This is a genomic window from Actinocorallia longicatena (genome assembly GCF_039534125.1).
Taxonomy (GTDB): domain Bacteria; phylum Actinomycetota; class Actinomycetes; order Streptosporangiales; family Streptosporangiaceae; genus Actinocorallia; species Actinocorallia longicatena.
Genome location: NZ_BAAAUV010000024.1, coordinates 1 through 24,034, shown reverse-complemented (window position 1 = coordinate 24,034; position 24,034 = coordinate 1). Strand labels below are relative to the sequence as shown.

General features: G+C 70.9%; 30 protein-coding genes. 19 read left to right on the top strand and 11 right to left on the bottom strand.

Annotated features, from left to right (window positions below; all coding sequences use genetic code 11):
* Nucleotides 1-41 precede the first annotated feature (41 nt).
* The gene (locus tag ABD785_RS32460; protein ID WP_344836123.1) at nt 42-335 is read left to right on the top strand and encodes a DUF3817 domain-containing protein; all 294 of its coding nucleotides are present in this window, start codon (nt 42-44) and stop codon (nt 333-335) included.
* Between the two features lie 4 nt (nt 336-339).
* Here ABD785_RS32460 and ABD785_RS32455 read toward each other — a convergent pair whose 3' ends face one another.
* Complete coding sequence (locus tag ABD785_RS32455; protein WP_344835909.1) at nt 340-1,602, bottom strand: hypothetical protein; 1,263 nt, start codon at nt 1,600-1,602, stop codon at nt 340-342.
* A gap of 26 nt (nt 1,603-1,628) precedes the next feature.
* The gene (locus ABD785_RS32450) at nt 1,629-2,384 is read right to left on the bottom strand and encodes an ATP-binding cassette domain-containing protein (protein WP_344835906.1); all 756 of its coding nucleotides are present in this window, start codon (nt 2,382-2,384) and stop codon (nt 1,629-1,631) included.
* A gap of 206 nt (nt 2,385-2,590) precedes the next feature.
* On the opposite strand from ABD785_RS32450, the gene ABD785_RS32445 reads away from it, so the two are divergent.
* Complete coding sequence (locus ABD785_RS32445; protein ID WP_344835904.1) at nt 2,591-3,493, top strand: tetratricopeptide repeat protein; 903 nt, start codon at nt 2,591-2,593, stop codon at nt 3,491-3,493.
* 150 nt (nt 3,494-3,643) lie between these two features.
* Nucleotides 3,644-5,074 (top strand): NAD-dependent malic enzyme, encoded by a 1,431-nt coding sequence (locus ABD785_RS32440; RefSeq protein ID WP_344835902.1) that lies wholly within the window; start codon nt 3,644-3,646, stop codon nt 5,072-5,074.
* Between the two features lie 279 nt (nt 5,075-5,353).
* Here ABD785_RS32440 and ABD785_RS32435 read toward each other — a convergent pair whose 3' ends face one another.
* The gene (locus ABD785_RS32435) at nt 5,354-5,638 is read right to left on the bottom strand and encodes a DUF3039 domain-containing protein (protein ID WP_344835899.1); all 285 of its coding nucleotides are present in this window, start codon (nt 5,636-5,638) and stop codon (nt 5,354-5,356) included.
* A gap of 4 nt (nt 5,639-5,642) precedes the next feature.
* Nucleotides 5,643-6,233, bottom strand: coding sequence for a YqgE/AlgH family protein (locus ABD785_RS32430; protein WP_344835897.1), 591 nt, complete (start codon nt 6,231-6,233; stop codon nt 5,643-5,645).
* A 158-nt stretch (nt 6,234-6,391) separates the two neighbouring features.
* Between ABD785_RS32430 and ABD785_RS32425 the strand changes: the two genes are divergently transcribed.
* From ABD785_RS32425 to ABD785_RS32415, 3 genes are all read left to right on the top strand, one after another.
* Entirely contained in the window at nt 6,392-7,171 is a 780-nt protein-coding gene (locus ABD785_RS32425; protein WP_344835895.1) for a hypothetical protein, read from the top strand.
* Nucleotides 7,172-7,249: 78 nt separating this feature from the next.
* Nucleotides 7,250-7,690 carry an LPXTG cell wall anchor domain-containing protein gene (locus ABD785_RS32420; RefSeq protein ID WP_344835892.1) on the top strand — a complete coding sequence of 147 codons (441 nt, stop codon included), beginning with the start codon at nt 7,250-7,252 and terminating at the stop codon, nt 7,688-7,690.
* 81 nt (nt 7,691-7,771) lie between these two features.
* The gene (locus ABD785_RS32415) at nt 7,772-9,526 is read left to right on the top strand and encodes a DEAD/DEAH box helicase (RefSeq protein ID WP_344835891.1); all 1,755 of its coding nucleotides are present in this window, start codon (nt 7,772-7,774) and stop codon (nt 9,524-9,526) included.
* Between the two features lie 2 nt (nt 9,527-9,528).
* On the opposite strand, the gene ABD785_RS32410 is transcribed toward ABD785_RS32415, so the two are convergent.
* Both ABD785_RS32410 and ABD785_RS32405 read right to left on the bottom strand, forming a co-directional pair.
* The gene (locus ABD785_RS32410) at nt 9,529-10,098 is read right to left on the bottom strand and encodes a nicotinamidase (protein ID WP_344835889.1); all 570 of its coding nucleotides are present in this window, start codon (nt 10,096-10,098) and stop codon (nt 9,529-9,531) included.
* A gap of 32 nt (nt 10,099-10,130) precedes the next feature.
* Entirely contained in the window at nt 10,131-11,435 is a 1,305-nt protein-coding gene (locus tag ABD785_RS32405; RefSeq protein WP_344835885.1) for a nicotinate phosphoribosyltransferase, read from the bottom strand.
* Between the two features lie 79 nt (nt 11,436-11,514).
* On the opposite strand from ABD785_RS32405, the gene clpS reads away from it, so the two are divergent.
* The 8 genes from clpS to ABD785_RS32365 all read left to right on the top strand — a co-directional run bounded on the left by clpS (nt 11,515) and on the right by ABD785_RS32365 (nt 16,325).
* Nucleotides 11,515-11,805, top strand: coding sequence for an ATP-dependent Clp protease adapter ClpS (gene clpS, locus ABD785_RS32400; RefSeq protein WP_344835883.1), 291 nt, complete (start codon nt 11,515-11,517; stop codon nt 11,803-11,805).
* On the top strand, nt 11,805-12,338 hold the full coding sequence (locus tag ABD785_RS32395; protein ID WP_344835880.1) for a DUF2017 domain-containing protein: 534 nt from the start codon (nt 11,805-11,807) through the stop codon (nt 12,336-12,338). Before clpS ends, ABD785_RS32395 begins: the two co-directional genes overlap by 1 nt.
* Nucleotides 12,339-12,410: 72 nt before the next feature.
* Entirely contained in the window at nt 12,411-13,322 is a 912-nt protein-coding gene (locus ABD785_RS32390) for an MEDS domain-containing protein (protein WP_344835878.1), read from the top strand.
* Nucleotides 13,323-13,326: 4 nt separating this feature from the next.
* On the top strand, nt 13,327-14,238 hold the full coding sequence (locus ABD785_RS32385) for an anti-sigma factor RsbA family regulatory protein (protein WP_344835876.1): 912 nt from the start codon (nt 13,327-13,329) through the stop codon (nt 14,236-14,238).
* The gene (locus ABD785_RS32380) at nt 14,235-14,468 is read left to right on the top strand and encodes a hypothetical protein (RefSeq protein ID WP_344835873.1); all 234 of its coding nucleotides are present in this window, start codon (nt 14,235-14,237) and stop codon (nt 14,466-14,468) included. Before ABD785_RS32385 ends, ABD785_RS32380 begins: the two co-directional genes overlap by 4 nt.
* Nucleotides 14,469-14,488: 20 nt before the next feature.
* Nucleotides 14,489-14,905, top strand: coding sequence for a M67 family metallopeptidase (locus tag ABD785_RS32375; protein ID WP_344835870.1), 417 nt, complete (start codon nt 14,489-14,491; stop codon nt 14,903-14,905).
* Nucleotides 14,906-15,095: 190 nt separating this feature from the next.
* On the top strand, nt 15,096-15,368 hold the full coding sequence (locus ABD785_RS32370) for a MoaD/ThiS family protein (protein ID WP_344835868.1): 273 nt from the start codon (nt 15,096-15,098) through the stop codon (nt 15,366-15,368).
* 9 nt (nt 15,369-15,377) lie between these two features.
* Nucleotides 15,378-16,325: a PLP-dependent cysteine synthase family protein gene (locus ABD785_RS32365; protein WP_344835866.1), complete on the top strand. Its 948-nt coding sequence runs from the start codon at nt 15,378-15,380 to the stop codon at nt 16,323-16,325.
* 70 nt (nt 16,326-16,395) lie between these two features.
* Here ABD785_RS32365 and ABD785_RS32360 read toward each other — a convergent pair whose 3' ends face one another.
* A complete protein-coding gene (locus ABD785_RS32360; protein WP_344835864.1) occupies nt 16,396-16,812 on the bottom strand; it encodes a ribosomal protein L7/L12 in 417 nt (138 codons plus the stop codon).
* Between the two features lie 121 nt (nt 16,813-16,933).
* Between ABD785_RS32360 and ABD785_RS32355 the strand changes: the two genes are divergently transcribed.
* The 5 genes from ABD785_RS32355 (at nt 16,934) to rdgB (ending at nt 20,838) form a co-directional block, all read left to right on the top strand.
* The gene (locus tag ABD785_RS32355) at nt 16,934-17,722 is read left to right on the top strand and encodes a thioesterase family protein (protein WP_344835862.1); all 789 of its coding nucleotides are present in this window, start codon (nt 16,934-16,936) and stop codon (nt 17,720-17,722) included.
* Between the two features lie 81 nt (nt 17,723-17,803).
* Nucleotides 17,804-18,625, top strand: a complete 822-nt coding sequence (gene murI, locus ABD785_RS32350; RefSeq protein ID WP_344835861.1) for a glutamate racemase — start codon at nt 17,804-17,806, stop codon at nt 18,623-18,625.
* Nucleotides 18,626-18,682: 57 nt separating this feature from the next.
* A complete protein-coding gene (locus ABD785_RS32345; RefSeq protein WP_344835860.1) occupies nt 18,683-19,426 on the top strand; it encodes an MBL fold metallo-hydrolase in 744 nt (247 codons plus the stop codon).
* 111 nt (nt 19,427-19,537) lie between these two features.
* Complete coding sequence (gene rph, locus ABD785_RS32340; RefSeq protein ID WP_344835859.1) at nt 19,538-20,257, top strand: ribonuclease PH; 720 nt, start codon at nt 19,538-19,540, stop codon at nt 20,255-20,257.
* Entirely contained in the window at nt 20,254-20,838 is a 585-nt protein-coding gene (gene rdgB / locus ABD785_RS32335; RefSeq protein ID WP_344835858.1) for an RdgB/HAM1 family non-canonical purine NTP pyrophosphatase, read from the top strand. Before rph ends, rdgB begins: the two co-directional genes overlap by 4 nt.
* Before the next feature lie 25 nt (nt 20,839-20,863).
* Here the strand turns inward: rdgB and ABD785_RS32330 are convergent, their stop codons facing one another.
* From ABD785_RS32330 to ABD785_RS32315, 4 genes are all read right to left on the bottom strand, one after another.
* Nucleotides 20,864-21,802: an anti-sigma factor RsbA family regulatory protein gene (locus tag ABD785_RS32330; protein ID WP_344835857.1), complete on the bottom strand. Its 939-nt coding sequence runs from the start codon at nt 21,800-21,802 to the stop codon at nt 20,864-20,866.
* Nucleotides 21,799-22,683, bottom strand: coding sequence for an MEDS domain-containing protein (locus ABD785_RS32325; protein ID WP_344835856.1), 885 nt, complete (start codon nt 22,681-22,683; stop codon nt 21,799-21,801). The genes ABD785_RS32330 and ABD785_RS32325 overlap by 4 nt, the downstream gene beginning before the upstream one ends.
* 121 nt (nt 22,684-22,804) lie before the next feature.
* Entirely contained in the window at nt 22,805-23,740 is a 936-nt protein-coding gene (locus tag ABD785_RS32320) for an anti-sigma factor RsbA family regulatory protein (protein WP_344835855.1), read from the bottom strand.
* A partial coding sequence (locus ABD785_RS32315; RefSeq protein WP_344835854.1) for an STAS domain-containing protein occupies nt 23,737-24,034 on the bottom strand: 298 nt, incomplete at its 5' end. The genes ABD785_RS32320 and ABD785_RS32315, both read right to left, overlap by 4 nt.

Genomic DNA, 24,034 nt, shown 5'->3' with positions numbered 1-24,034 from the left:
CACAGCATGGTGATCAAGCCCTTACCTTGGGGGCCGTGGACATGTTGCGCGCCTTCCGGCTCGTCTCGCTCGCCGAGGCGACCTCTTTCCTGATCCTTCTGCTCATCGCGATGCCCGTGAAGTACATGGGCGACAACCCCGTTCTGGTCAAGATCGTCGGCCCGATCCACGGCGTGCTGTTCATCGCCTACGTCGGCCTGGTCCTCCTGACCTTCGGTCAGCTCCGCTGGGGCTGGGGCAAGGTGATCCTGGCGCTGGCGGCCTCGGTCCTGCCCGTCGCCCCCTACTTCGTCGAGCGGAACTGGATCAAGGCCCCGGCCGAGGTCCGGGCCTGACGGCTCAGCCCGCGTAGCTGGCGGGGCCCAGACCGCACACCCGGTAGGCCGGGTAGTGGGCGGTGAACCAGGCCCGGCGGCGCTGCTCGTCCCAGCGGGTGAAGGGGACGGCCGGCGCCGCGGGCACCGGCTCGTCGCGCAACCAGGCACTGACCTGCGCCTGGTAGCTGCCGGGTCCGGCGAGGCCGGGTTCGGGGCAGCGCCACAGGCCCGCCTCGATCTCCCGGACGGCCCGCCGCGCGAAACCGTCCTTCAGCCCGGTGAGGTGGAAGGCCGCGGTCCCCCCGGAGACCCCGGCGGGCTCGCGGGCCGAGCGCTGCTCGACCCGGCCGAAGGCGGCCGGGGTTCCGGCGAGCCGGGTGGCGAGCGGCGCCACGGCGGCCCCGAGCACGGGCAGCGCCCCCTTGAGCGCCGGGTGCACGCAGACGGTGACGGGCCAGTCCCGGCAGGAGTACTCGCGCGCCGACGGCGCCGTCACCACGCCGCCCGCGGCCTCGAGCCGCAGGGTGCACACCGCGGTGACCAGGAGCGCGACGGCCGCCGCCGCAGCGGGCCCGCGCCGCCGGGTGACGGCCGCGACATAGCCGAGGACGAGCACCCCGCCCGCCCCGAACGCCCAGAACATCTGGCCCGCGAGCACCTCGCCCTTGAGCCCCTCGAACAGGTCGACCCGCCCCAGCTCGACCGGCGGCAGCAGCCCGGCCCAGCCCCAGCGGGGCCGTCCCGACGCCCACACCGCGCTACCCGCGACCACCGCGGCGACCGTCGCCGGATGCGCCCACAGCCGTCCGGAGAGATAGCCGACGATCACGAACAGCGCGAGCGTCGCCGCCCCCGCCGTCAGCCCGACCGGGTGGATCCAGCCGAACCCGCCCACGGAGAAGGCCCGCACGCAGGCCACGAGCGCGCCGGCCGCGTAGCCGAGCACGCAGACCGCCACCAGCACCGACAGATCGTGCAGGACCGCGACGGCCGGCGAGCGCGCCGCGAGGGCCCGCAGGTAGTCGAGGCGCTGCGCCCGCAGCCCCGTCCAGGCCGCGAGCCCCGCCCCGAGCGGGCCGAGCCAGCGCACCGAGCCCTCCACGGCGGCGACCGCTCCGTCCCAGTCGGCCACGCCCGGCTCCAGCCCGCGCCAGGCCGCTACCGCGCCGTCGGCGGCCAGCAGCGCCACGGCGGCGATCAGCGCGCCGCCGCGCGCGTCGAGCCTGACCACCCGCGCGACCCTCGCCACCCGGGCGGGCCTGACCAGCCGGGCGAGCTCAGACACGGCGGACCCCCGGTGCGGGCGCGATCTCAGGCATGGGCCAGGGCTCCTCGGGATCGGTGTGCTCGGGACCAGGCCGCCGCGATGTGCGGCATGGTGCGCTGCGGCGGCCGGAAGACCGGGCGCACCAGCCGCGCGGTCACCCGGTCGGCCAGGGCCAGCCGCCCCGCGTCCATCAGGTAGACGCGGTCGCACCAGCCGAGGTCGGCCGCCGACTCCGCCGTGACGACCACCGTCGGCGCGACCGTTCCCAGCAGCGGGACCAGATCGCGGACGGCGTGCGCGGGCAGCCCCGACAGAGGGGCGTCGAGAAAGGCGAGATCCGGGGCGTGGACGCAGGCCGCCGCGAGCCCCGCGCGGACCCTGAGGTCGGCGGGGAGCTCGTTGAGCTGCCATGAGGCCACGTCCGCCAGATCGAGCCCGTCCAGGACCCGCCGGACGGACGAGGACGGGCGGCGCTGGTAGTAGGCGGCGTAACTGACGAAGTCGGTCACGGTCGAGCCGCTGGCCCAGCGCGCGTCCGAGGGCAGGAAACCGATCCTGGCCCGGGCGCGGCGCAGCGCCGTGCGGGTGGTGACGGGTTCGCCGAAGAGCTCGACGGTCCCCGTCTGCGGCCGGCGTAGCGTTGCGAGCGTGGCGAGCAGGACCGACTTGCCGGACCCGGCGGGCCCGGCGATGCCGATCACTCCTCCGGGAATCCCGAAGGAGGCCGGACGGAGCAGCCACCGCCCCCCGCGGCGGATGCCCAGACCCTTCGCCACGATCGCGGACGACTCCACGATCATTTTCTAATCCCCCCTGCGTAAAAGGCGACGCGGTGCGGTTCCGGCGATCCGGCGGTGGCCCGTATCCCCCCGCGCCCGCCCGCCTTTTGCCGTCGCACTACGCATCGACAGCGGAACTATATCCAGCCGTGGTCATCGCTGTCAGTAGTCTTTGGCGAACCGAACGTAATGTCCCTTCGCGGCGGCCGATGCGGCAGGATGGTCGTATGCAGAAGCCCAATTTCTCCCTGCACGGCGCCGTTGACCTCGGCGCCCGGGCGGCGGCCGCGAAGGCACAGCAGGAACGGGCTGCCCAGGGGCCAGCGCCCGACGGCGGCCAGTATGTGATCGAGGTGACCGACGCGACCTTCAACACCGACGTCGTCGAGCGGTCCCTGCAGATCCCCGTCATGGTGGACTTCTGGTCGGAGCGCTCCGCGTCGAGCATCCAGATCCAGCCGCTGCTGGAGAAGCTGGCGGGGGAGAGCGGCGGGGCCTGGATCCTCGCCAAGGTCAACGCCGACCTGAACCCGTCGCTGGCTCAGTACGTCGCGCAGATGGGCGTGCGGAACCTGCCGTTCGTCGGCGTGGTCGTCCAGGGCCAGATGATGCCCTTCCTCAACGGCCCGGTCACCGAGCAGGAGCTGCGCGCCGCCACCGACGAGCTGTGGGCCGCGCTCAAGGAGCAGGGCCTGATGGGCGAGACGCCCGAGGGCGCCGAGCTCCCCGAGGCGGAGGCCGAGGAGGCCGACCCCGTGCACGCGGCCGCCGAGGAGGCGCTGGGCAGGGGCGACTTCGAGGCCGCGGCCCAGGCGTTCCGCGACGTCCTCGCCGCCGACCCGCGCGACGAGACCGCCAAGCGCCGCCTCGCGCTCACCGAGCTGACCATCCGGGTGAAGGGCTACGACCAGGAGCAGGTCGAGGCCGACCCGCTGAAGGCCGCCGACCTCCGGCTGCTGCAGGGCGACCCGGAGGGCGCGTTCCAGCTCCTCATCGACCGGGTCCGCGCGACCGCGGGGGAGGACCGCGACGCCGCCCGCGTCCACCTGCTCGCCCTGTTCGAGACCCTCGGCTCCGACGACCCCCGCGTGGCCAAGGCCCGCCGGTCGCTGCAGAGCGCACTGTTCTAGAAGAACGGCGATCGTGAACAAAATCTGAAGTTCGAACATTGTTCACGATCGCCGGGCAGGGCCGTGGCCACCGGGCGTATCCTCGAACGTGGCTCTGACGTGCCGTTGGGTGCGCGGAGCGGCTGATTTCCGCGATTCGAGGAGTGCAAGGTGGCCACCGCGCCGAGCGTGTCGTATTCGATCACCGTCCGGCTGGAGGTTCCCGCGGGGGGCAAGGCCGTCAGCGGGATCACCCAGCACGTGGAGAACGCCGGGGGGATCGTGACCGCCCTCGACGTGAGCTCCGCGGTCGGCGACACCCTCCGCATCGACGTGACGATCGCGACCCGCGACACCGAGCACGCCGAGGCCATCGTCAGCGTGCTCGAGTCGATCGAGGGCATCAAGATCCACAAGGTCTCCGACCGGACCTTCCTGATGCACCTCGGCGGCAAGATCGAGATGAAGTCGAAGGTGCCGCTGCGCACCCGTGAAGAGCTCTCGATGGCCTACACGCCCGGCGTGGCGCGGGTCTCCCTGGCGATCGCCCGCAACAAGGAGGACGCCCGCCGGCTGACGATCAAGCGCAACAGCGTCGCGGTCGTCACCGACGGTTCGGCCGTCCTCGGCCTGGGCAACATCGGCCCCGAGGCCGCGATGCCGGTCATGGAGGGCAAGGCCGCCCTGTTCAAGCGGTTCGCCGGGATCGACGCCTGGCCGATCTGCCTCGACACCCAGGACCCCGACGAGATCGTCAGGACCGTCCAGATCATCGCCCCCGGCTTCGGCGGCATCAACCTCGAGGACATCTCCGCGCCGCGCTGCTTCGAGATCGAGGCCCGGCTGCGCGAGCTGCTCGACATCCCCGTCTTCCACGACGACCAGCACGGCACCGCGATCTGCGTCCTGGCCGCCCTCACCAACGCCCTGCGCGTGGTCAAGAAGGACCTGGGCGAGGTCAAGATCGCGATGGCGGGGGCGGGCGCGGCGGGCAGCGCCATCCTGAAGCTGCTGATCCACGCGGGCGCGCGCGACGTCATCGTCTGCGACTTCCACGGAGCCGTCCACCAGGGCCGCTCCGACCTGGACTCCTCGCTCCAGTGGATCGCCGACAACACCAACGCCGGCGGCTACGACGGCGACCTCAAGGGCGCGGTCAGGGGCGCCGACGTCTTCATCGGCGTCTCGGCCCCCGGCATCCTCGACGGCGGGGACATCGAGGGCATGGCCCACGACTCGATCGTCTTCGCGCTCGCCAACCCCGAGCCCGAGGTCAACCCCGCCGACGCCCGCGAGCACGCCGCCGTCGTCGCGACCGGCCGCAGTGACTACCCCAACCAGATCAACAACGTGCTGGCCTTCCCCGGGGTGTTCCGCGGCCTGCTCGACGCCCAGGCCGACGGCATCACCATCGAGATGCTGACGGCCGCCGCCCGGGCTCTGGCCTGCGTGGTCACCGACGACGAGCTCGGCCCGAACTACATCGTCCCGAGCGTCTTCCACCCGGAGGTCACCACGGCCGTCGCCGCCGCGGTCCGCGAGGCCGCGGGGGGACGCAGGCACGCCGCCCCCGAGGAATCGTCCGAGATCACCTACGGCTGAGCGGGCGCGCCGCGCGCCGGGCCGTGCCGTCGACGACGCGGCCCGGTTTCAGCGCACCGGTTTCAGCGCACCGGTGTCAGTGCCCGTCCCCGTGCCCGTCCGGCCGCCCGCGAGGCCGCGGGTGCCGCCGGGGCGGCCCCGGGTGGGCGGGCCGACGCCGGCGCGGCCGTGAAAGGGAGCAGGACCGCAACGCCCCGCCGCATCCGTCCCCCGAACCCCCGCCCGATGCGGCGGTCAGGTTGCATGATCTTGATCGGAGTGCGGCGGAGGCTCGGGCGTCTACTTGTCGTCCTTGTTGCCGCCGCCCGGCGCGAGACCCTCGTAGATCTCCTTGCACTCCGGGCAGACGGGGAACTTCTTGGGGTCGCGGTTGGGGACCCAGACCTTGCCGCACAGGGCGATCACGGGCGTCCCGGTGAGGGCGCTCTCGGTGATCTTGGCCTTCTTGACGTAGTGCGCGAACCGCTCGTGGTCACCGTCGCCGTGGGACAGGTCAGGGCGCTCGTCCTGGTCCGGCTTGAGGATCGTCCCGGTGCCGCCGGGCTCGAAGAATGGCGTGCTCATCCGCTCAGTTTAGTGACGGATCCTCCGGATAGGTGGCGACGAAGGCGAGGTCGCCCCCCTGGCGGCGGAGTACGCCCTGCCAGAGGCGGTCGGGATCGTCTCCGAAGACGTCGGACGGCTCGCCCGGAACGACGTACCAGGAGCCCTCCTCGATCTCTGACCGGAGCTGGCCAGCGTTCCAGCCGGAATAGCCCGCGAACACCCGGAAACGGTCCACGCCGCCCTTGAGCAGCGAGGGCGGGCTGTCGAGATCGACCAGCCCGATCCTGGCGACGGCCGGGATGCCGCCGAGGCCGCGCCAGCCGACCGGATCGTCCGCCCCGGTGATCCTGGCCAGGGCCAGGGCGCTGTCGAGCGCGACAGGGCCGCCCTGGAAGACCACCCCCTGGTACGCGGCGCCGCCGCCCTCGAGGAGATCGGCCCACGGCGGCAGGATCTGGCCGACCTCGACCTCGGTCGGGCGGTTGAGCACCACGCCGAGCGTGCCCTCCTCCTGGCCGTGGTCGACGACGAGCACCACGCTGCGCCGGAAGTTCGGGTCCTCCAGCAGAGGCGTCGCGACCAGGAGGCGGCCGGGCCGGATGTCGTCGTCCATGCGGCCCATTCTTTCGTGTCCGTACCGGTTCTGGACACGCCGCGCGAGCACTGCGGGCGGCGTTCCGCCTCGCGAACCGGGGCGTAACCCTCACAATGAAGGGTAAAGAAACGATCAAGCGGTGCCCGTGCTCGTACAGGTGCTGGGGAGGCGTGGGGATGCAGCCGGTCAGGGTGATCATTGCAGCGATCTTCTTCGTGATCGGGGCGCTGATCGTCATCCCCGCCTTCACGTCGGGAGGGAAGAACACCTCGAACGCCGACCCCGTCCCGACGACGATGACGCCCACGGTGACACCGACCGTGACACCGACGACGGCCAAGCCGACCGGGAAGCCGACGGCGACGAAGACGGCCTCCCCGACGCCGTCGAAGACCCCGTCGAAGACCCCCACGCCGACGCCCAGGCCGACCACGAGCAGGCCCGTCCCGCCGGTCACCCCGTCCGCGACGCCCTCCAGGTCCACCCCGGTGCCGTCCGCGCCGAGCCTGGTGCCGCTGAAGGTCGCCTTCGGCAAGGTCGACTGCCCTGCCAGGCTGGTGACGATCAAGGTCGTGAACGAGGACCCCGCCACCACCCAGGGCTACTCGATCGTCCGGGACGGTTCGATCGTCCTGGCCGACCAGCTCGGCCCGAAGGCCTCCCGCAGCAGCGAGCTGACGCTGAAGGAGGACAAGGCGACCTCGATCCGGATCACCCAGGACGGCAAGGCCAAGGCCACCCACACCTACAAGGCCAACTGCAAGGCGGCGCCGTCCAAGTCGGCGGCGGAGGAGGAGCCGGCCAGGAAGCGGCCGACGACCCTGCCGAAGACCGGCAACGACGACACGGTGATGTTCGCCCGGATCGCCACCGGCGCGGCGTCCATGCTCACCGGCGCGATCGTCCTGTGGTGGGGCGGCCTGTGGCCCCGCCGCAAGGACAAGATGCTCGGATAACTCCCCCCGTGTTCGGTTCGGCCGAACACGGGGTAGTTCACCCTTCGTGATCGAACAATCACGATCGGGGGTGGTCTGGTGCTGGGTGAGCTGGTCGTCGCCGCGGTCGGGGATCTCGACGCCGGGGTCGGCGCGGTCCGGTGCCCGTCGAGGACGGTCGTGGTGACCGTGACGAACGCGGGCGACTCCGACGAGTCCTACTCGCTGATCGTCGGCGGCAGGACCGTGCGCACCGAGGTCATCATCGGGGACTCCACCCTCAGGAGCACGGTCGAGCTGGCCGAGGACCGCAGGACCCGGATCCGGGTCCGCGCCCTGGGCACGGACGTCACCTCGACCGTGCGGACCGCGAACTGCCGCCGCGCCCACGGTCAGGGGCACGGAAAAACCCGCACTCTGCCGAAGACCGGCACCGGCACCTCGCTCGCGGTCACCAGCGGCGCCACCATCCTCACGGGGGCCCTGCTGAGCTGGTACGGCCTGCTCTGGCCGCGCCGCCGCCCGACGCTCTTCCCGTGATCTAACACACAGGAGCGAAGACGGCGAGGACGTTCCTCCCCGGCATGTCTTGTCGGTGGGGCTCGGTAGCCTTGGCCCATCGTGAGTACCTTCGCCGCCTCCAACCTGCCCCCCGCCCTCCCCGAGAAGGCCGCCTGGGGCACCGCGGGATCGCTGCGGGCCTGGCAGCAGCAGGCTCTTGAGCTCTACTTCCGCGAGATCCCGCGCGACTTCCTGACCGTCGCGACCCCCGGCGCGGGCAAGACCACCTTCGCGCTGCGGCTCGCCCGCGAGCTGCTGGACAGGCGGGCCGTCCAGGGGATCACGATCCTCTGCCCGACCGAGCACCTGAAGCGGCAGTGGGCGGAGTCGGCGGCCAGGGTCGGCATCAAGATCGATCCCGAGTTCACCAACGCGATGGGCAAGACCGCCAAGGACTTCCACGGCGTCGCGGTGACCTACGCGACCGTCGCGGCCCGCCCGGCCCTGCACCGCAACCGGACCGAGGCCCGCAAGACCCTGATCATCATGGACGAGGTCCACCACGCCGGCGACGGCCTGTCGTGGGGCGACGCGGTCCGTGAGGCGTTCGAGCCCGCCACGAAGCGGCTCGCGCTGTCGGGCACCCCCTTCCGCACCGACATCAACCCGATCCCGTTCGTGGAGTACGAGGAGGGCCCCGACGGCATCCGCCGCAGCCGCTCCGACTACACCTACGGCTACGGGCCCGCCCTCGCCGACGGCGTCGTCCGGCCCGTCATGTTCATGGCCTACTCCGGCGAGATGCGCTGGCGCACCCGGGCGGGCGACGAGCTGGCCGCCAGCCTCGGCCAGCCCCTCACCCAGGACCAGACCGCGCAGGCCTGGCGCGCGGCCCTCGACCCGAAGGGCGACTGGATCCGGCAGGTCATCGAGGCCGCCGACCGCCGCCTCACCGAGGTCCGCAAGGGCATGCCCGACGCGGGCGCCATGGTCATCGCGACCGACCACGAGGCCGCCCGCGCCTACGCCAAGATGATCCGCGGGATCACCGGCCAGGGCGCGACCATCGTGCTCTCGGACGACCCGAAGGCCAGCAAGAAGATCAAGCAGTTCGCCGACTCGGAGGACCGCTGGCTGTGCGCGGTCCGCATGGTCTCCGAGGGCGTCGACATCCCGCGGCTGGCCGTCGGCGTCTACGCCACCTCCACCGCGACCCCGCTGTTCTTCGCCCAGGCCATCGGCCGGTTCGTGCGCGCCCGCAAGCGCGGCGAGACCGCCTCGGTCTTCCTGCCGTCGGTGCCGACCCTGATGGGCCACGCCTCGGAGATGGAGACCGAGCGCGACCACGTCCTGGACCGCAGGACCCGCGAGCAGGACGGCTTCGACGACGACGCCCTCGAGCAGGCCAACCGCAAGAACGACGGCGCCGACCTGTCGGAGGAGCTGCCGTTCGAGACCATGGAGGCCAGCGCCACCTTCGACCGCGTCCTGTACGACGGCGGCGAGTTCGGCATGCAGGCGGCCCCCGGCAGCGCCGAGGAGGAGGACTTCCTCGGCATCCCCGGGCTGCTGGAGCCCGAGCAGGTGACCGCGCTGCTCCGCCAGCACCAGGCCAACCAGATCGCCGCCCAGCGCAAGCGCGGCGTCGCCGACCCCGAGCCCGTCGAGCGGACCGCGTCGGAGGACCTCCAGGGTCTGCGGCAGGAGCTCAACGGCCTCGTCGGCGCCTGGAGCCATCGCACGGGCAAGCCGCACGGCGTGGTCCACACCGAGCTCAGGGCGTCCTGCGGTGGTCCCGCGGTGCCCCAGGCCAGCGCCAAGGACGTCCAGGCCCGCATCGACAAGATCCGCGAGTGGGCGGCCCGCAGGACCTGAGGTCAGCGCAGGACGGGCTCGCCGACGAGGCCGATCCCGGCGGCGCGCATCTCGCCCAGCGCGGTGAGGGTGCTGCCCGCCGCCACGCCCGCGGTCAGCGGAAGCAGCACGGTCGTCGCCAGGCCCGCCTTCACCGCGTCGAGGGCGGTGGCCCGGACGCAGTGGTCGGTGGCGATGCCGACCACGTCGACCTCGGTGACGCCGTGGGCCGCCAGCCACTCGCCCAGCGGGGTGCCGTCGTCGTGCAGGCCCTCGAAGCCGCTGTAGGCGGCCGATTCACGGCCCTTGCTGAAGACCGCCTCGATCGGGGCCAGCACCAGGTTCGGGTGGAAGTCGGCGCCCGGGGTGCCGATCACGCAGTGCGGCGGCCAGGTCGTGGCGTAGTCGGGGTCGCCGGAGAAGTGGGCGCCCGGGTCGAGGTGGAAGTCCCGGGTGGCCACCACGTGGTCGTAGCCGCCGTCGGCGACATGACCGGAGATGGCCGTCGCGACCTCGGATCCGCCGCCCACGGGCAGCGAGCCGCCCTCGCAGAAGTCGTTCTGCACGTCCACGATGATCAGTGCTCGCGTCATCTGCCCATCTTTCATCTTTTACGCCGCCACGCCTAGGACAAGACCGTCGGAAGGGCCGGATCGCCCTTGCTGAGGTGCCGCGCCGCGGCCGGGAGCTCGTTGAGCGAGCGCAGGTGGCGGTCGCGGGCCGCGGTGAGGGGCTCGCGGCCGACCGGCTCCCCGGCGCGGATCAGCGGGACCTGGAGCGGCCTGTCGCCGGCCCCGGCGGAGTGCTCCTCGGCGGCGCTGACGACCTCGGCGCTCGCGACCTCGCCGGTGAAGCGGCGGTAGGCGTGCTTGCGGCCGCCCCGGCTGGGTTTGCCGGGCGAGGCCTTGGCGACGGGCGCCAGGACCCCCGAGGCGTCCTCACGGGCCACCAGCTTGTAGACCAGGGACGCGGTCGGCGCTCCCGAGCCGGTCACCAGCGAGGTGCCCACGCCGTAGCCGTCGACCGGGGCGACCGCCAGGGCCGCGATCGCGTACTCGTCGAGGTCGCCGGTCACCACGATGCGGGTGCCGGGGGCGCCGAGGGCGTCGAGCTGCTTACGGACGTCCTCGGCGACGAGCCGCAGGTCGCCGCTGTCGATCCGGACCGCCCGGAGGTCGGGGGCGAGCTCGATCGCCAGCGCGACGGCCGCCGTCACGTCGTAGGTGTCCACCAGCAGGGTCGTGTCCTGGCCGAAGGCGGCGAGCTGGGCGGCGAACGCGGTCCGCTCGTCGTCGTGCAGCAGGGTGAAGGCATGGGCGGCGGTCCCCGCGGTCGGCACGCCGAAGGTCCGGCCCGCCTCGAGGTTGGAGGTCGTGGCGAAGCCGCAGAGGTAGGCGGCCCTGGCGGCGGCCACCGCCGCGTCCTCGTGGGTGCGCCGCGACCCCATCTCGATCAGCGGCCGGTCGCCGGCGGCGTGCACCATGCGGGAGGCCGCCGCGGCGATCGCGCAGTCGTGGTTGAAGATCGACAGAGCGAGGGTCTCGAGGATCACCGCCTCGGCGAAGGTGCCCTCGACGCGCAGGATCGGCGATTCGGGGAAGTAGCAGTCGCCCTCGGCGTATCCCCAGACGTCCCCGGTGAACCGGTAGCCCTCCAGATACCCGGCCGTGGTGTCGTCGACGACCCCGGTGGCGGCCAGGAAGGCCAGCTCGGCGGGGTCGAACCGGAAGTCCGCGACGGCCTCGATGAAGCGGCCCGTCCCGGCCACGACGCCGTACCTGCGGCCCTGCGGAAGGCGCCGGGCGAACACCTCGAACACCGAACGCCGCGCCGCCGTACCGCTGCGCAGGGCCGCCTGGAGCATGGTCAGTTCATAATGATCGGTGAGCAGAGCGGTGCTCGCGCCGTTCTTCCGGTCCCGTTGGTCCACAGCGCCAGGTTACGGGGGCATCCGGCCGAGGCTCGCGCCCGGTAGGTTCCATGGAGAGGGGAAAGGGGGGTTGGGACACATGACCACCGCACCTGTTGAGCTGAACAGGCCCGATGTGGGCGAGGAAGTGCGCCCTGATCTGCCATGGTTGACGATCGTCTGGAACGACCCGATCAACCTGATGTCCTATGTGACCTACGTCTTCCAGAGTGTTTTCGGGTTCGCCAGGGAGAAGGCCGAGAAGCTCATGATGGACGTCCATCACAAGGGCAGGGCCGTCGTCGACTCGGGCACGCGCGAGGAAATGGAACGCAATGTCGAGGTCCTGCATTCGTATGGACTCTGGGCCACGGTGAAACGGGACGACTGATGAGCGGATTTCGCCGCAGCGGGGCCTCCGGGGTCACCCTGCGCCTCGAACAGGTCGAGAACGCGGTTCTGCAGAACCTCGTCGAGCAGCTCCAGCAGATGCTGGGCGAGCTGCCGAAGGGCGATCCGGGCCTGGCGGAACTCGGCATCTCCGAGAGCACCGAGGCCCCGGCCGATCCGGCCCTGGCCCGGCTGTTCCCCGACGGCTACAGCGGCGACGACGACGCCTCGGGCGAGTTCCGCCGCTACACCGAGACGACGCTCAAGGACGGCAAGGAGAAGGACGCCCGGGTCGTCCTGGACACCCTGGCCTTCGACCGGCGCATCGAGCTGGACGCCGACCAGGCGCAGTCCTGGCTGCGCGCCCTCAACGACCTGCGCCTGGCCCTCGGCACCCGGCTGGAGATCACAGAGGAGAACCACGCCCGCTTCGCCGAGCTCGCCGTGGACGATCCGGCCTACGCCATGTTCGTCACCTACGACTGGCTCACCCAGCTTCAGGACAGCCTGATCCACTGTCTCTGGCGGGAATAACCAATACCGAAAGTTCCGGAGAAACTGCGCTCGGTGTTGTTAAATGGGGCTCCCTCAGGTGATGGGAGTCACATGGACGCTCCGTCAGGCCCCCCGGTCCGCCGCCACGTCGCCGTCGGGGACATGCGGATGGGCGACCATCTCGGCCTCGTCTACGACAACGACACCGAGCGCCGGTCGATCCTGGTCTCCTTCGTCCGCGACGGGCTCAGGGACAACCACAAGATCATCTACAAGTCGGACTCGGCCGAGCCGGACGCCCTGGTGGAGTGGCTGGCGGCCGACCCCGGCGCGGAGGGCCTCGACCTGGCCCAGGCCGTCGCCGACGACCAGCTCGTCGTCCGGACCGCCCGCGAGGCCTACCTGTCCACCGGGAGGTTCGATCCCGACGAGATCATCGGGCTCTCGCTGACCGAGCTCGAGGTCGCGCTCGTCCAGGGCTGGGGCGGGGTGCGTCTCGCGGGTGAGCAGACCTTCGCCCTGCGCGGGTGGCCCGGCACCGAGCGGTTCGGGGAGTTCGAGCGGAAGATCTGCGAGGCCTTCGCCGCGCTGGCCCCCGCCCCGGCCATGGCGATCTGCCAGTTCGACCGGCGCTGGTTCCGCAGCCGGCCGCTGGAGAGCCTGCTGGAGAGCCACCACGGGCTGGTGCACGTCGACGACGTCTACTACGACGGCGTCCTGCGGATCACCCCGACCTTCACCCCTCCCGGGCTGGCCCTGGCGGGGGCCGTCGAGGAGTCGACCTTCCCCGCGCTGACCGAGGCGCTCCAGCGGCTCGGCGGCGAGACCGGCCACCTGTGCCTCGACCTGACCGATCTGGACTTCTGCGACATGGCCGGGCTGCGGGTCATGCTCGCCGCCCGCACCTCGCCCGACGGCCAGGAGCGGATGGTCCTGCTGCGCGGCGTCGGGGAGACGCTCGCGGGGCTGCTGAAGATCGCGGGCTGGGACGACCTGCCCGGCCTGGTGGTGGAAGAGGGGTGACACGGTGCCTGCGCTGCTGGGCGCCGGCAGGGACTCCTTGATCCATCAGGCGCTCCTGTACGGCTCGGAGACCGAGTTCACCGAGGAGGCGCTGGCCTTCCTCGCCGAGGGCCGCGGCGCGGACGACGCCCTCGTCGTGATCGCCCCACCGGACAGGATCGACCTGCTGCGCCCGGGACTGCCGCCCGAGTGCGAGTTCCGCGAGGCGGCCGGCTACTTCACCACCCCGCCGCGGAGCATCGCGACGGCCGTCTCGGTCGGCAGGGACCGCTGGTGGAAGGACGGCGGCCGGGTCAGGGTCGTGGCCGAACAGGTCTGGAAGGGCCGCGACCCGGTCGAGGTCAGGGAGTGGAAGCGGTTCGAGGCCCTGGTCAACGTGGTCTTCGCCGGCACCAGGACGTCCCTGCTGTGCGCCTACGACCTGCGGACCGTCCCCTCGGACGTCATGCGGATCGTGGAGCGCACCCACCACGGCCTGGATTACGAGCCGCCCGCGCGGGTCTACGCCGAGCTGGACCGGGCGCCGCTGCTGCCGCAGACCGGGCAGGTCGCCCACCGGGGGTTCGTCCGGGGCGAGCTGCCGGGGCTGCGGGACTTCACGGCGAAGGCCGCGGCCGTGTTCGGGCTCACGGCGGCGATGCCGCTGATCATGGCCGTCAACGAGGTGGCCACCAACATCATCAAGCACGGCGGCGGCTCCGGCTCGCTGCTGGTGTGGAGCGACGGGGGAGCCGTGATCTGCGACCTGCTCGATCCGGTCGGACGGGTGGAGGACCGGTTCCTGGGCTTCCTGCCGCCCTCGCCCGACCAGCCGTCGGGCGCCGGGATGTGGATGGTCCGCCAGCTCTGCGACCTCGTGGAGATCCGTTCGGGCGGCACCGGGACGATCTTCCGCCTCACCGCGAGGCTCCCATGATCCAGGAGCTCGTCGCCCTGGCCGGGCATCTCAAGGACCTGGGCCTGGCCATCGAGGAGGCGCCGGAGACCCTGGCCGTGGCCAACCCGGTGGCCGCCACCGTCCGCGCGGTCGTCGCCGTGGACGGCGAGGTCTACGTCTCCTTCGGCGGCATGATCGTCGGCAGCGTGGACGACCCCGCCGCGGCCGCCGACCGGATCGCCCACCTCCTGGGCATGATCCAGCCGTGACGTCCGCCTAGAATTCGGACATGCTCACCATCACCCGGGATCTCGTCGATCAGCTCGTGGCGCACGCCCGCGCCGACCACCCCGACGAGGCGTGCGGGGTGATCGCGGGTCCGCTCGGCTCCGACCGGCCCGAGCGGTACATCCCGATGATCAACGCCGCGCGCTCTCCCACGTTCTACGAGTTCGACTCGACCGAGCACTTCAAGGTCTGGCGCGCCCTGGACGACGCCGACGAGGAGGCCGTCGTGATCTTCCACTCGCACACGGCCACCGAGGCCTACCCCTCGCGGACCGACGTGACCTACGCCAACGAGCCGAACGCCCACTACGTTCTCGTTTCCACACGTGACGAGCAGGAGGCCGAGCTCCGTTCCTACCGGATCCTCGACGGCGTGATCACGGAGGAAGAAGTTCGCGTCGTGGACGCTTACACCTAGGAGCGGTTCGTCCACAGGCCACAGGTGGGTTCGCACGCTCGGCAGGTCATTCCGTAAAGTAGGGGTCATGCCACCGGTCCAGAGCTTCCTCTTCAGCCACTCGCGGGCTGAAGTCGTCTACGACTGTCGTTGACGTTCCACCCCGGCTGTCCCGTTAACGTTCCGTCATAGACAAGAAGGAGATTCACCGATGGCCATCGAGGTCCGGATCCCCACGATCCTGCGCAACCTCACCGACGGCAGCAAGGCCGTCGAGGGCAAGGGCGCCACGATCGCCGAGCTCTTCAGCGACCTGGACGTGCGCCACCCCGGCCTGCGCGACCGCCTGGTCGACGAGAAGGGCCTGCGCCGCTTCGTCAACGTGTACCTGAACGACGAGGACGTCCGCTTCCTCGGCGGTCTGGAGACGGCGCTGTCGGACGGCGACACCGTGACGGTCCTCCCGGCCGTCGCAGGCGGCTGATCACCCGTCATGCGTTTCGACTCGCTTCTGGAGTCGCTGGGGCGGACCCCCCTGGTCGGTCTGCCCCGGCTCTCGCCGTCCCCCGACGTCCGGATCTGGGCCAAGCTCGAGGACCGCAACCCGACCGGTTCGATCAAGGACCGCCCCGCGCTCCGCATGATCGAGAAGGCGGAGAAGGACGGCACCCTCACGCCCGGCTGCACGATCCTGGAGCCGACCTCCGGCAACACGGGCATCTCGCTCGCGATGGCGGCCAAGCTCAAGGGCTACCGGATCATCTGCGTCATGCCGGAGAACACCTCGGCGGAGCGGCGCCAGCTGCTGCGCATGTGGGGTGCGGAGATCATCTCCAGCCCGGCGGCCGGCGGCTCGAACGAGGCCGTCCGGGTGGCCAAGGGGCTGGCGGCCGACAACCCCGACTGGGTGATGCTCTACCAGTACGGCAACGAGGCCAACGCGCTGGCGCACTACGAGACGACCGGCCCGGAGATCCTCGAGGACCTGCCGACGATCACGCACTTCGTCGCGGGCCTGGGCACCACCGGCACGCTGATGGGCACCGGCAGGTTCCTGCGCGAGCACGTCCCCGGAATCAAGATCGTCGCGGCCGAGCCGCGCTACGGCGAGCTCGTCTACGGCCTGCGCAACATCGACGAGGGGTTCATCCCCGAGCTCTATGACGACTCGGTCCTGACCACCCGCTTCTCGGTCGGCTCCCGCGACGCCCTGCGCCGCACCCGTGAGCTCCTCGAGTCCGAGGGCATCTTCGCCGGGATCTCCACCGGCGGCGCCCTGCACGCGGCGCTCGGCATGGCCGCGAAGGCGGTCAAGGCGGGCGAGCGCGCCGACATCGCCTTCGTCGTGGCCGACGGGGGCTGGAAGTACCTGTCGACCGGTGCCTACGAAGGCACGATCGAGGAGGCCGAGGCCGCCCTCGAAGGCCAGCTCTGGGCCTGACCTCCCGGCATCGACCGGCATCGACCCGGCCCCGGCCGCCCGTCACGGGCGCGGCCGGGGCCGTCGTCGTTCAGCCCAGGACGCCCAGGAAGCGGGCGGACTCCTCGCGGGTCATGCCGGTCTCGGCCTGGATCAGCGCCACGGCCCGTTCGGGATCCCCGGAGTCGCGGAAGGCGCGCGCCCGGTCGGCCAGCGACGCCTGCGCGGCCTGCGGATAGGAGGGCTGCGGAAAGGAAGGCTGCGGAAAAGAAGGCTGGGCGTAGTTCGGCTGCGGGGGAGCGTGGAACTGCTGCGGGGTCGGCGGGAGGTAGCCGCCCTCCATGGCGTCGGCCAGGTCCTTGGCCTCCTTGAGGCCGCTTCCGGTGACCTCGCGGATCAGCTTGATGGCCTGGATCTTCTTCCGGGCCGCGAGGAGATGACGGACCTCGGCGATGACGTGGTCGGGGAGGACGATCGGCGGGGGCGGGGGAGTACTGCCGAACTTCAACGGATTCCTCCGGGGGTGTCCAGGTAGGGGCGTCGATGACGCCGGAACATCAGGGTAACCGAGCGGGCGGATCCGCGATCTGTAGGCTGTGGCCCGAATGACGTTCTGTCGGGAGGCGCGCATGACGAGGTTCGCGGATGCCACGGGGATCGTCCCCCTCGGTGAGGGCCGGTACCGGGCCGAGCTCGACGAGGGGTTCGGGTTCGGGGCGGCGCTCAACGGCGGCTACCTCATGGCCACGGTCATGCGGGCGGTCGTCGCGGAGTCCCGGCACGAGCACCCGGTCGCGACGGCCGTGAACTTCCTGCGCCCGGCCGGTCCCGGCCCCGCCGAGATCGTCGTCGAGCAGCGCAAGGACGGCAAGACCGCCTCCATGGCCCGTGCGACCCTCGTCCAGGACGGCAAGGCGATCCTCGACGCCCAGGTGACCACGGGCACACTCGACCTCGAGGCCGTCCCGGTCTACTGCGGGCCCGCACCGGCGATGGCACCCCTGGAGGCCTGCCAGACCTCCGGCCGCGGCTCCGCCGAACGCGGCTTCCCCGCCCGGGTCGACATGCGCTTCGACCCCGCGGCGATGGGCTGGCTCGACGGCCGTCCCACCGGCAGGCCCGAGATGCGCGCCTACTTCCGGCTCGCCGAGCACGACGACCCCGACCCCTACGTGCTCGCCCTCGCCCTCGACGCCCTCATCCCCGTCGTCTCCAACACCGGCATCTACGGGTGGTCGCCGACCGTCGAGCTCACCTGGCATCTGCGCGCCCTGCCGGCGCCCGGCTGGCTGACCGTCCACGGCACCGGACGCCTCGTCTCCGACGGCTGGTTCGACGAGAACGTCGAGATCTGGGACGCCCGGGGCACCCTCGTCGCACAGTCACATCAGCTCGCGAGAGCCGCGAGGGGCCGATGAGACGGTAGTACCGATCGGTAGGCATTGATGTATTGAGCGTCACACAGGTTGTTCCAAGGTTCTCGCATAGCCTTGGGCGTCATGTCAGACGCGCCGATCGGGATCTTCGACAGCGGCTTCGGTGGCCTCACGGTGGCCCGGGCCGTTCTCGACCAATTGCCCGGAGAGCCGATCCTCTACCTGGGCGACTCGGCGCGTCAGCCTTACGGAGCCCGCCCGATAGCGCAGGTCCGCGAGTACGCCCTGGAGATGCTCGACCAGCTCGTCCGCGAGGGCGTCAAAATGCTCGTCATCGCCTGCAACAGCGCCAGCTCGGCGATGCTCCGCGACGCACGGGAACGGTACGACGTCCCGGTCGTCGAGGTGATCTACCCGGCGGCCCGCCGTTCCTTCGCCGCCACCCGCAACGGCCGTGTCGGCCTGATCGCCACCCGGGCGACCGTCACCAGCCGCGCCTATGACGACGCCTTCGCCATCGCCCCGCACATCACCCTGACGAGCGCCGCCTGCCCGCGCTTCGTGGAGTTCGTCGAGAACGGTGTGACCATGGGCGAGGAACTCCTGGCGGAGGCACGGGAGTATCTGCGGCCGATCGTCGAGGCGGGGTGCGACACCCTGATTCTCGGCTGCACCCATTACCCGCTCCTGACCGGTGTCATCTCGTATGTCGTCGGCGACGGGGTCACACTGGTCTCCAGTGCCGACGAGACGGCGAAGGACGTCTACAGACTGCTGCAAGACCGGGGACTGGCCCGCGCGGAGGCCGCCGTCCCACCCGTTCACCGGTTCCGCGCGACCGGTGACCCCGAGGTCTTCCGCGCCATCGGAACCCGCTTCCTCGGACCGGTTATCGGCTATGTCGAGTCGCCGTCCGATACGAGCGTTTTCCGTCTCACCCCATAACCCCGCCGAACCCGGGAATGGACTTCCCGGGAAGGATTCAACGTAGAGGAGCTCCCCGTGCGGGTGACTGTGATCGGCTGCTCCGGCAGCTTCCCGGGGCCGGACAGCCCCGCCTCCTGCTATCTGATCGAGGACCAGGGCTTCTCGCTGCTCCTGGACTTCGGCAATGGCGCGCTCGGGGCTCTGCAGCGCCATCACGACCTGTACGACGTCGACGCGATCGCGATCTCCCATCTGCACGCCGACCACTGCATGGATCTGTGCGGCTACTACGTGGCCCGCCGGTACTGCCCGCAGGGCACCAAGGACAGGATCCCGGTCTACGGGCCGGAGGGCACCGCCTACCGCATGGCCGAGGCCTACGACCTGCCCCAGGACCCGGGCATGACCGACACCTTCGACTTCACGACGCTGAAGAACCAGTTCGAGATCGGCCCGTTCTCGGTGACGACCACCCCGGTCAACCACGTCATCGAGTCCTACGGCTTCCGGATCTCCTCGGGCGGCAGGACCGTCGCCTACTCGGGGGACACCGGCCGCACGGACGTCCTGGTCGACCTGGCCCGCGACGCCGACCTGTTCCTGTGCGAGGCCTCGTTCCTGGAGGGCGACAACCCGCCGGATCTGCACCTCACGGCGAAGGAGGCCGCCGCCTACGCCGACCGCGCCGACGCCCGCAAGCTCATCCTCACCCACCTGGTCCCGTGGAACGATGCCGAGCAGTCCTTCGTCGAGGCCAAACTGGCCAAGTACGCGGGGCCGATCGAGCTCGCACAGTCCGGAACGTCCTACGAGCTGTAGGGCCTGTTCCGAGGCCGCCCGCCCTGCTGCGCGTCGCCCGGGCACGCACCTGGACGCCGCTCGCCACGGGCGCCGACCTCGAAACAGGCCCCAGCGGATAGGCTGAGGGTCATGTCTCGCCCCGACGGCCGTGTGGCCGATCAGCTCCGTCATGTCCGGATCCAGCGCGGCTGGCTCGACCACGCGGAGGGCTCCGTCCTGGTCGAGTTCGGCGGCACGCGGGTGCTGTGCGCCGCGTCGGTCCAGGACTCGGTGCCGCGCTGGCGGCGCGACACCGGCCTCGGCTGGCTGACCGCCGAGTACGCGATGCTGCCGCGCGCCACCAACACCCGTAACGACCGTGAGGCCGTCAAGGGCAAGCTCGGCGGCAGGACCCAGGAGATCTCCCGGCTGATCGGCCGTTCGCTGCGCGCCTGCGTCGACTTCAAGGCGCTCGGCCAGAACACCATCACCCTCGACTGCGACGTCCTCCAGGCCGACGGCGGCACCAGGACCGCGGCCATCACCGGCGCCTACGTGGCGCTGGCCGACGCCGTCACCTGGATGCGCGACAAGCGCCTCACCAAGGGCGACCCGCTCATCACCTCGGTGTGCGCGGTCAGCGTGGGCGTCATCGACGGCCAGCCGCGGCTCGACCTCTGCTACGAGGAGGACGTCCGCGCCGACACCGACATGAACGTCGTCTGCACGGGCGACGGCCGGCTCATCGAGGTCCAGGGGACCGCCGAGGGGCAGCCGTTCTCCCGCGCCGAACTCAACTCCCTGCTCGACCTGGCCGAACTCGGCTGCGTCGACCTCACCATGATGCAGAAGGAAGCGCTCGCCCGATGAAGATCGTCCTGGCCACCCGTAACGAGGGCAAGATCGTCGAACTGCGGCGGCTGCTCACCGACTACGACGTGGTCGGGCTCGAGGAGTTCCCCGACGCTCCGGACGTTCCCGAGACCGAACTCACCTTCGCCGGGAACGCCCTGCTCAAAGCCCACGCGATCGCCCGGCACACCGGCCTTCCCGCGGTCTCCGACGACTCCGGCCTGTGCGTGGACGCCCTCAACGGGATGCCCGGAGTGCTGTCCGCCCGCTGGTCGGGACGGTTCGGCGCGGGCGAGAAGGACCTGCGCAACCTCCAGCTCGTCCTCGACCAGCTCGGTGACGTCCAGGACGGCGCGCGCGGCGGCCACTTCATGTGCGCCGCGGCCATCGCCTACCCCGACGGCCGTTCCCAGGTCGTCGAGGGCCGCATGGAGGGGGTCATCCTGCGTGAGCCGCGCGGTACCGGCGGCTTCGGATACGACCCGATCTTCCTGGTCGAGGAGCTCGGCAAGACCACCGCGGAGCTGACCCCGGACGAGAAGTCCGCCGTCAGCCACCGCGGCCGGGCCTTCAGGGCCCTGGCCGAACTCCTCCGCTGAACGCCCCTGGGGTCCGTTCGGCGCGTCAGAGCGCCGAACGGAGCCGGACGCGGGTGCCGTCGTAGCCCGCGCGGATCTGGATGACGTCGACGAGCATCCGGGCGCTCCACAGGCCGAAGCCCTGCGCCGTGGCGTCGGCCGGGGGGATGAAGCCCGCCAGCTCGTCCGGGTGCCACAGGCCGATGTCGGCGACCTCGCAGTGCAGCTCGTCGTCCTGCTTCCAGACCATCAGCTCGATCGGGGGGGTGCCGTGCACGACCGCGTTGGTGGCGATCTCGTTGACGGCCGTGACGAGCCCGCCGAGCTTCGTGCGCTCCAGCCCGAGCTGGGCGGCCTTGTCCTTCAGGAACCGCCGCATCGGGGCGAGGTCCAGCGATTCGATCCCGATCCGGTCGACGCCGTCCGGCGGTGCCTGGAGGGTCTCGCGCCGGTTCATGCGCGCCCCGAACTCCAGCGGGTCGGTGTAGGAGTTCCCGTTGTAGGTCGGGTAGTTGCCGCCGGAAAGCATCTCTGGGTGGGTCCGCATCGCTTCGTCAATGACCGGCGGCGGTAGCACCCGGCGGTCGTAGGGGCAGATCACCTGAGCGCCCGACGACCCGAACGCCACATTGACGAGGGATTCGTACCGGGCCCACTCGGCGAGCTGGATGCCCCCCTTTCTACCGGTCCAGTCGACGCTGGCCAAGGCCCTGACCCGACGTGGGGCGACACCTCGCACCACATCGTTATAAGCGGAGATGGTGCGGACCGGGTGCCCGTAGAACTCGTGGGCGTCGTAGAAGTGGATGTGCCCGGCGTCGCCGCGCATGACGTCGCGGACGGCGTCGCTCTCGTTGCGCGGCAGCACGGCGAGGATGTGGTCGCCGGTGCCGAGCCCTTCCTGCAGGAAGGGTACGGCGGCGCCGAGGAACTCCTCGTCCTTGCCGTAGAGGAGAGCGCGGTGCACGAGCGTGTGATCGGTCACTGGGCCCTCCAGCCTTCGCCACGGGTGATTCCGGGGTAGCGGTGGAATCCCACCATGTCGATGACGCCCTGGAGCTCGGGGGTCGGGTTGTCGAGCACGAGGCCGTTGCCCCGGGTGAGCCGCAGCGCGTGCGTGCCGATGAGGCTCAGCGCGCCGAGGTCGATGAACCTGAGCTTGTCCAGATCCAGGTGGACCTCGCTGCGCGGGTCGCTGACCTGGGTCAGGGTCTGGGTGAACGCGGCGTGCCGCGCACCGTCGATCTCGCCTTCGAGTTTCAGGCCGTGCGGACGGTAGGTCCGGGTGATCCGGAGCACGCCGTCGTCATATTCGGGGTTCACTTCGACGAGTACCTCGTGATGGTGCTGCAGGACGTCGATGGCCTCGGGGGTGCACGCTCCCCGGTCCACCTGGCAGATGCCGGTGGCCAGCGTGCTCGGTCCGATCATCGCCTCCACCTCGTTGTCGCAGGCGAGCATGAACTGGTCGCCGCCGGGGAGGCCGGCCGCCCAGGTCATGTCGGCGGTGATGCGGACCCGCTGGAACTTCTGGTCGAGCGCCTTCGCGATCTCCCGTTCCAGGGTGGTCGCGAGCAGGGCGGGGTCGCTGAATCCATCGCGAGCGCAGGCGACGTGCCACGGAACGACCGCGAGATGGCCCGCCTCGGCGAAGGGGGTCGCGTCGATGCCGTGGAGGGGGAGCAGGCCGGGCAGGTGGCGAGGGGAGGAGTCGGTCACGCAGATGACCTTCTCGCCCGCGTCGAGTCCGGCGTAGACGAAGTCCCCGAGCACGCGGCTCTGCTCGTCCGGATGGGCGAACGCCAGCCACGCGTGATCGCCGGGTCGGAGGTCTCCGACCGAGCGCTGCGTGTACAGGTGGGTCATGCCCCGTCGATTGGGTTATCGCGATGGGTAAGGGTCAGAGTACGCCGGACGTTGGAAATTTGCGGGGAGTCTACAGACCTTTCTCTGGATTTATGCTGATCTTCGTGTTGCACGTGCATGTTCAAGCGCAGAGTGGTGTGCGAATGCGAATGCGAGTACCCGTGGGACCCGTCCTGACCTGCACGATGTCGCACAACATCCGCACCGCCCAGAGGCCGAGTCTTGGATTTTCTCCGGTTTTGGCCGGATTTGGCGGAACGAGTCCGGGACCCGCGGATTCTTCCGGTTCCCAGTGGCCTTCGTCCGCCACTTCGCACACCAGCTCGTCCCCATCGGGCCAGAGCCGCAGGACGATCGGAGGGGTTCCGTGCCGGAGCGCGTTGGTCGCCACCTCGGTCACCGCGACCAGAAGCTGGTGCAGCGATCCACCCGAGAGACCGTACTGCCGGGCGTGCACGGCCACCAGCGCCCGGAGATCCCGCATGTCGGGGGAGAAGACCGGCATCGCGGTCGAACTCTCAGGGGCCGGGGCGAGCGGGATCCGGTCGCACATCGCGCTGAAGGTCTCCGGCTCGAGATAGCCCGGGTTCTCCCGGCGGAACCGCCCGTGCGCCGAGACCGGATGGGTCCGGCGCGCCGCCTCCAGGATCTCCAGCGGCAGGTTCTCGAGGTCGTAGGGGCACATGAACGACGCGTCGGTGCCGGCGAACACCAGGTTCACCAGCGCCTCCAGCCGCTGCCACTCGAGGATCTCCAGCCGGCCCCACTCCGCCCAGTGCGGCTCGCCGAGGATCCGCAGGCCGCGGCCCTCCGCCGCGCCCTCCTCCCACTGGCCCAGCACCTTCGCGATGATCCGCATCGGATGCTCGTAGAACACGGCCTGGTCGAGCATCTGCACGGCGTCGCCGAGCTCGGCGGCCAGCAGCTCCCGCTTGCGCGGCGAGGTCACGGCGAACATCGTGTCGCCGCGGGCGGCCCCCTCGGCCAGGAACGGCAGGGCCGTCCCGAAGAACTGCGCGTCGTCCTCGTAGGGGAGCGCGAAGTGGCCGAAGCTCATGACTCCTCCCCGAGGACGATCCCGGGCAGCTTCTCGATCCCGACGGTCCTGATGACCGAGGCGACGTCGCTGCCGACCCGGTGCAGGACAACCCGCGAGGTCGAGCCGCGTCTGCGGGTGTACTCCGTCATCGACTGGAGCGCCCGCAGGCTCAGGAACTCGAGATCCGCGAGATCGAGGTGCACCGCCTCCCCGTTCGGCGTGACGGAGTTCAGCACCTCCTCGAACCGCCCTTGCCGCGCCTCATCGAGTTCGCCCTTCAGATGCAGCCCGAGCGGCTGGTAGGTCCGGGTG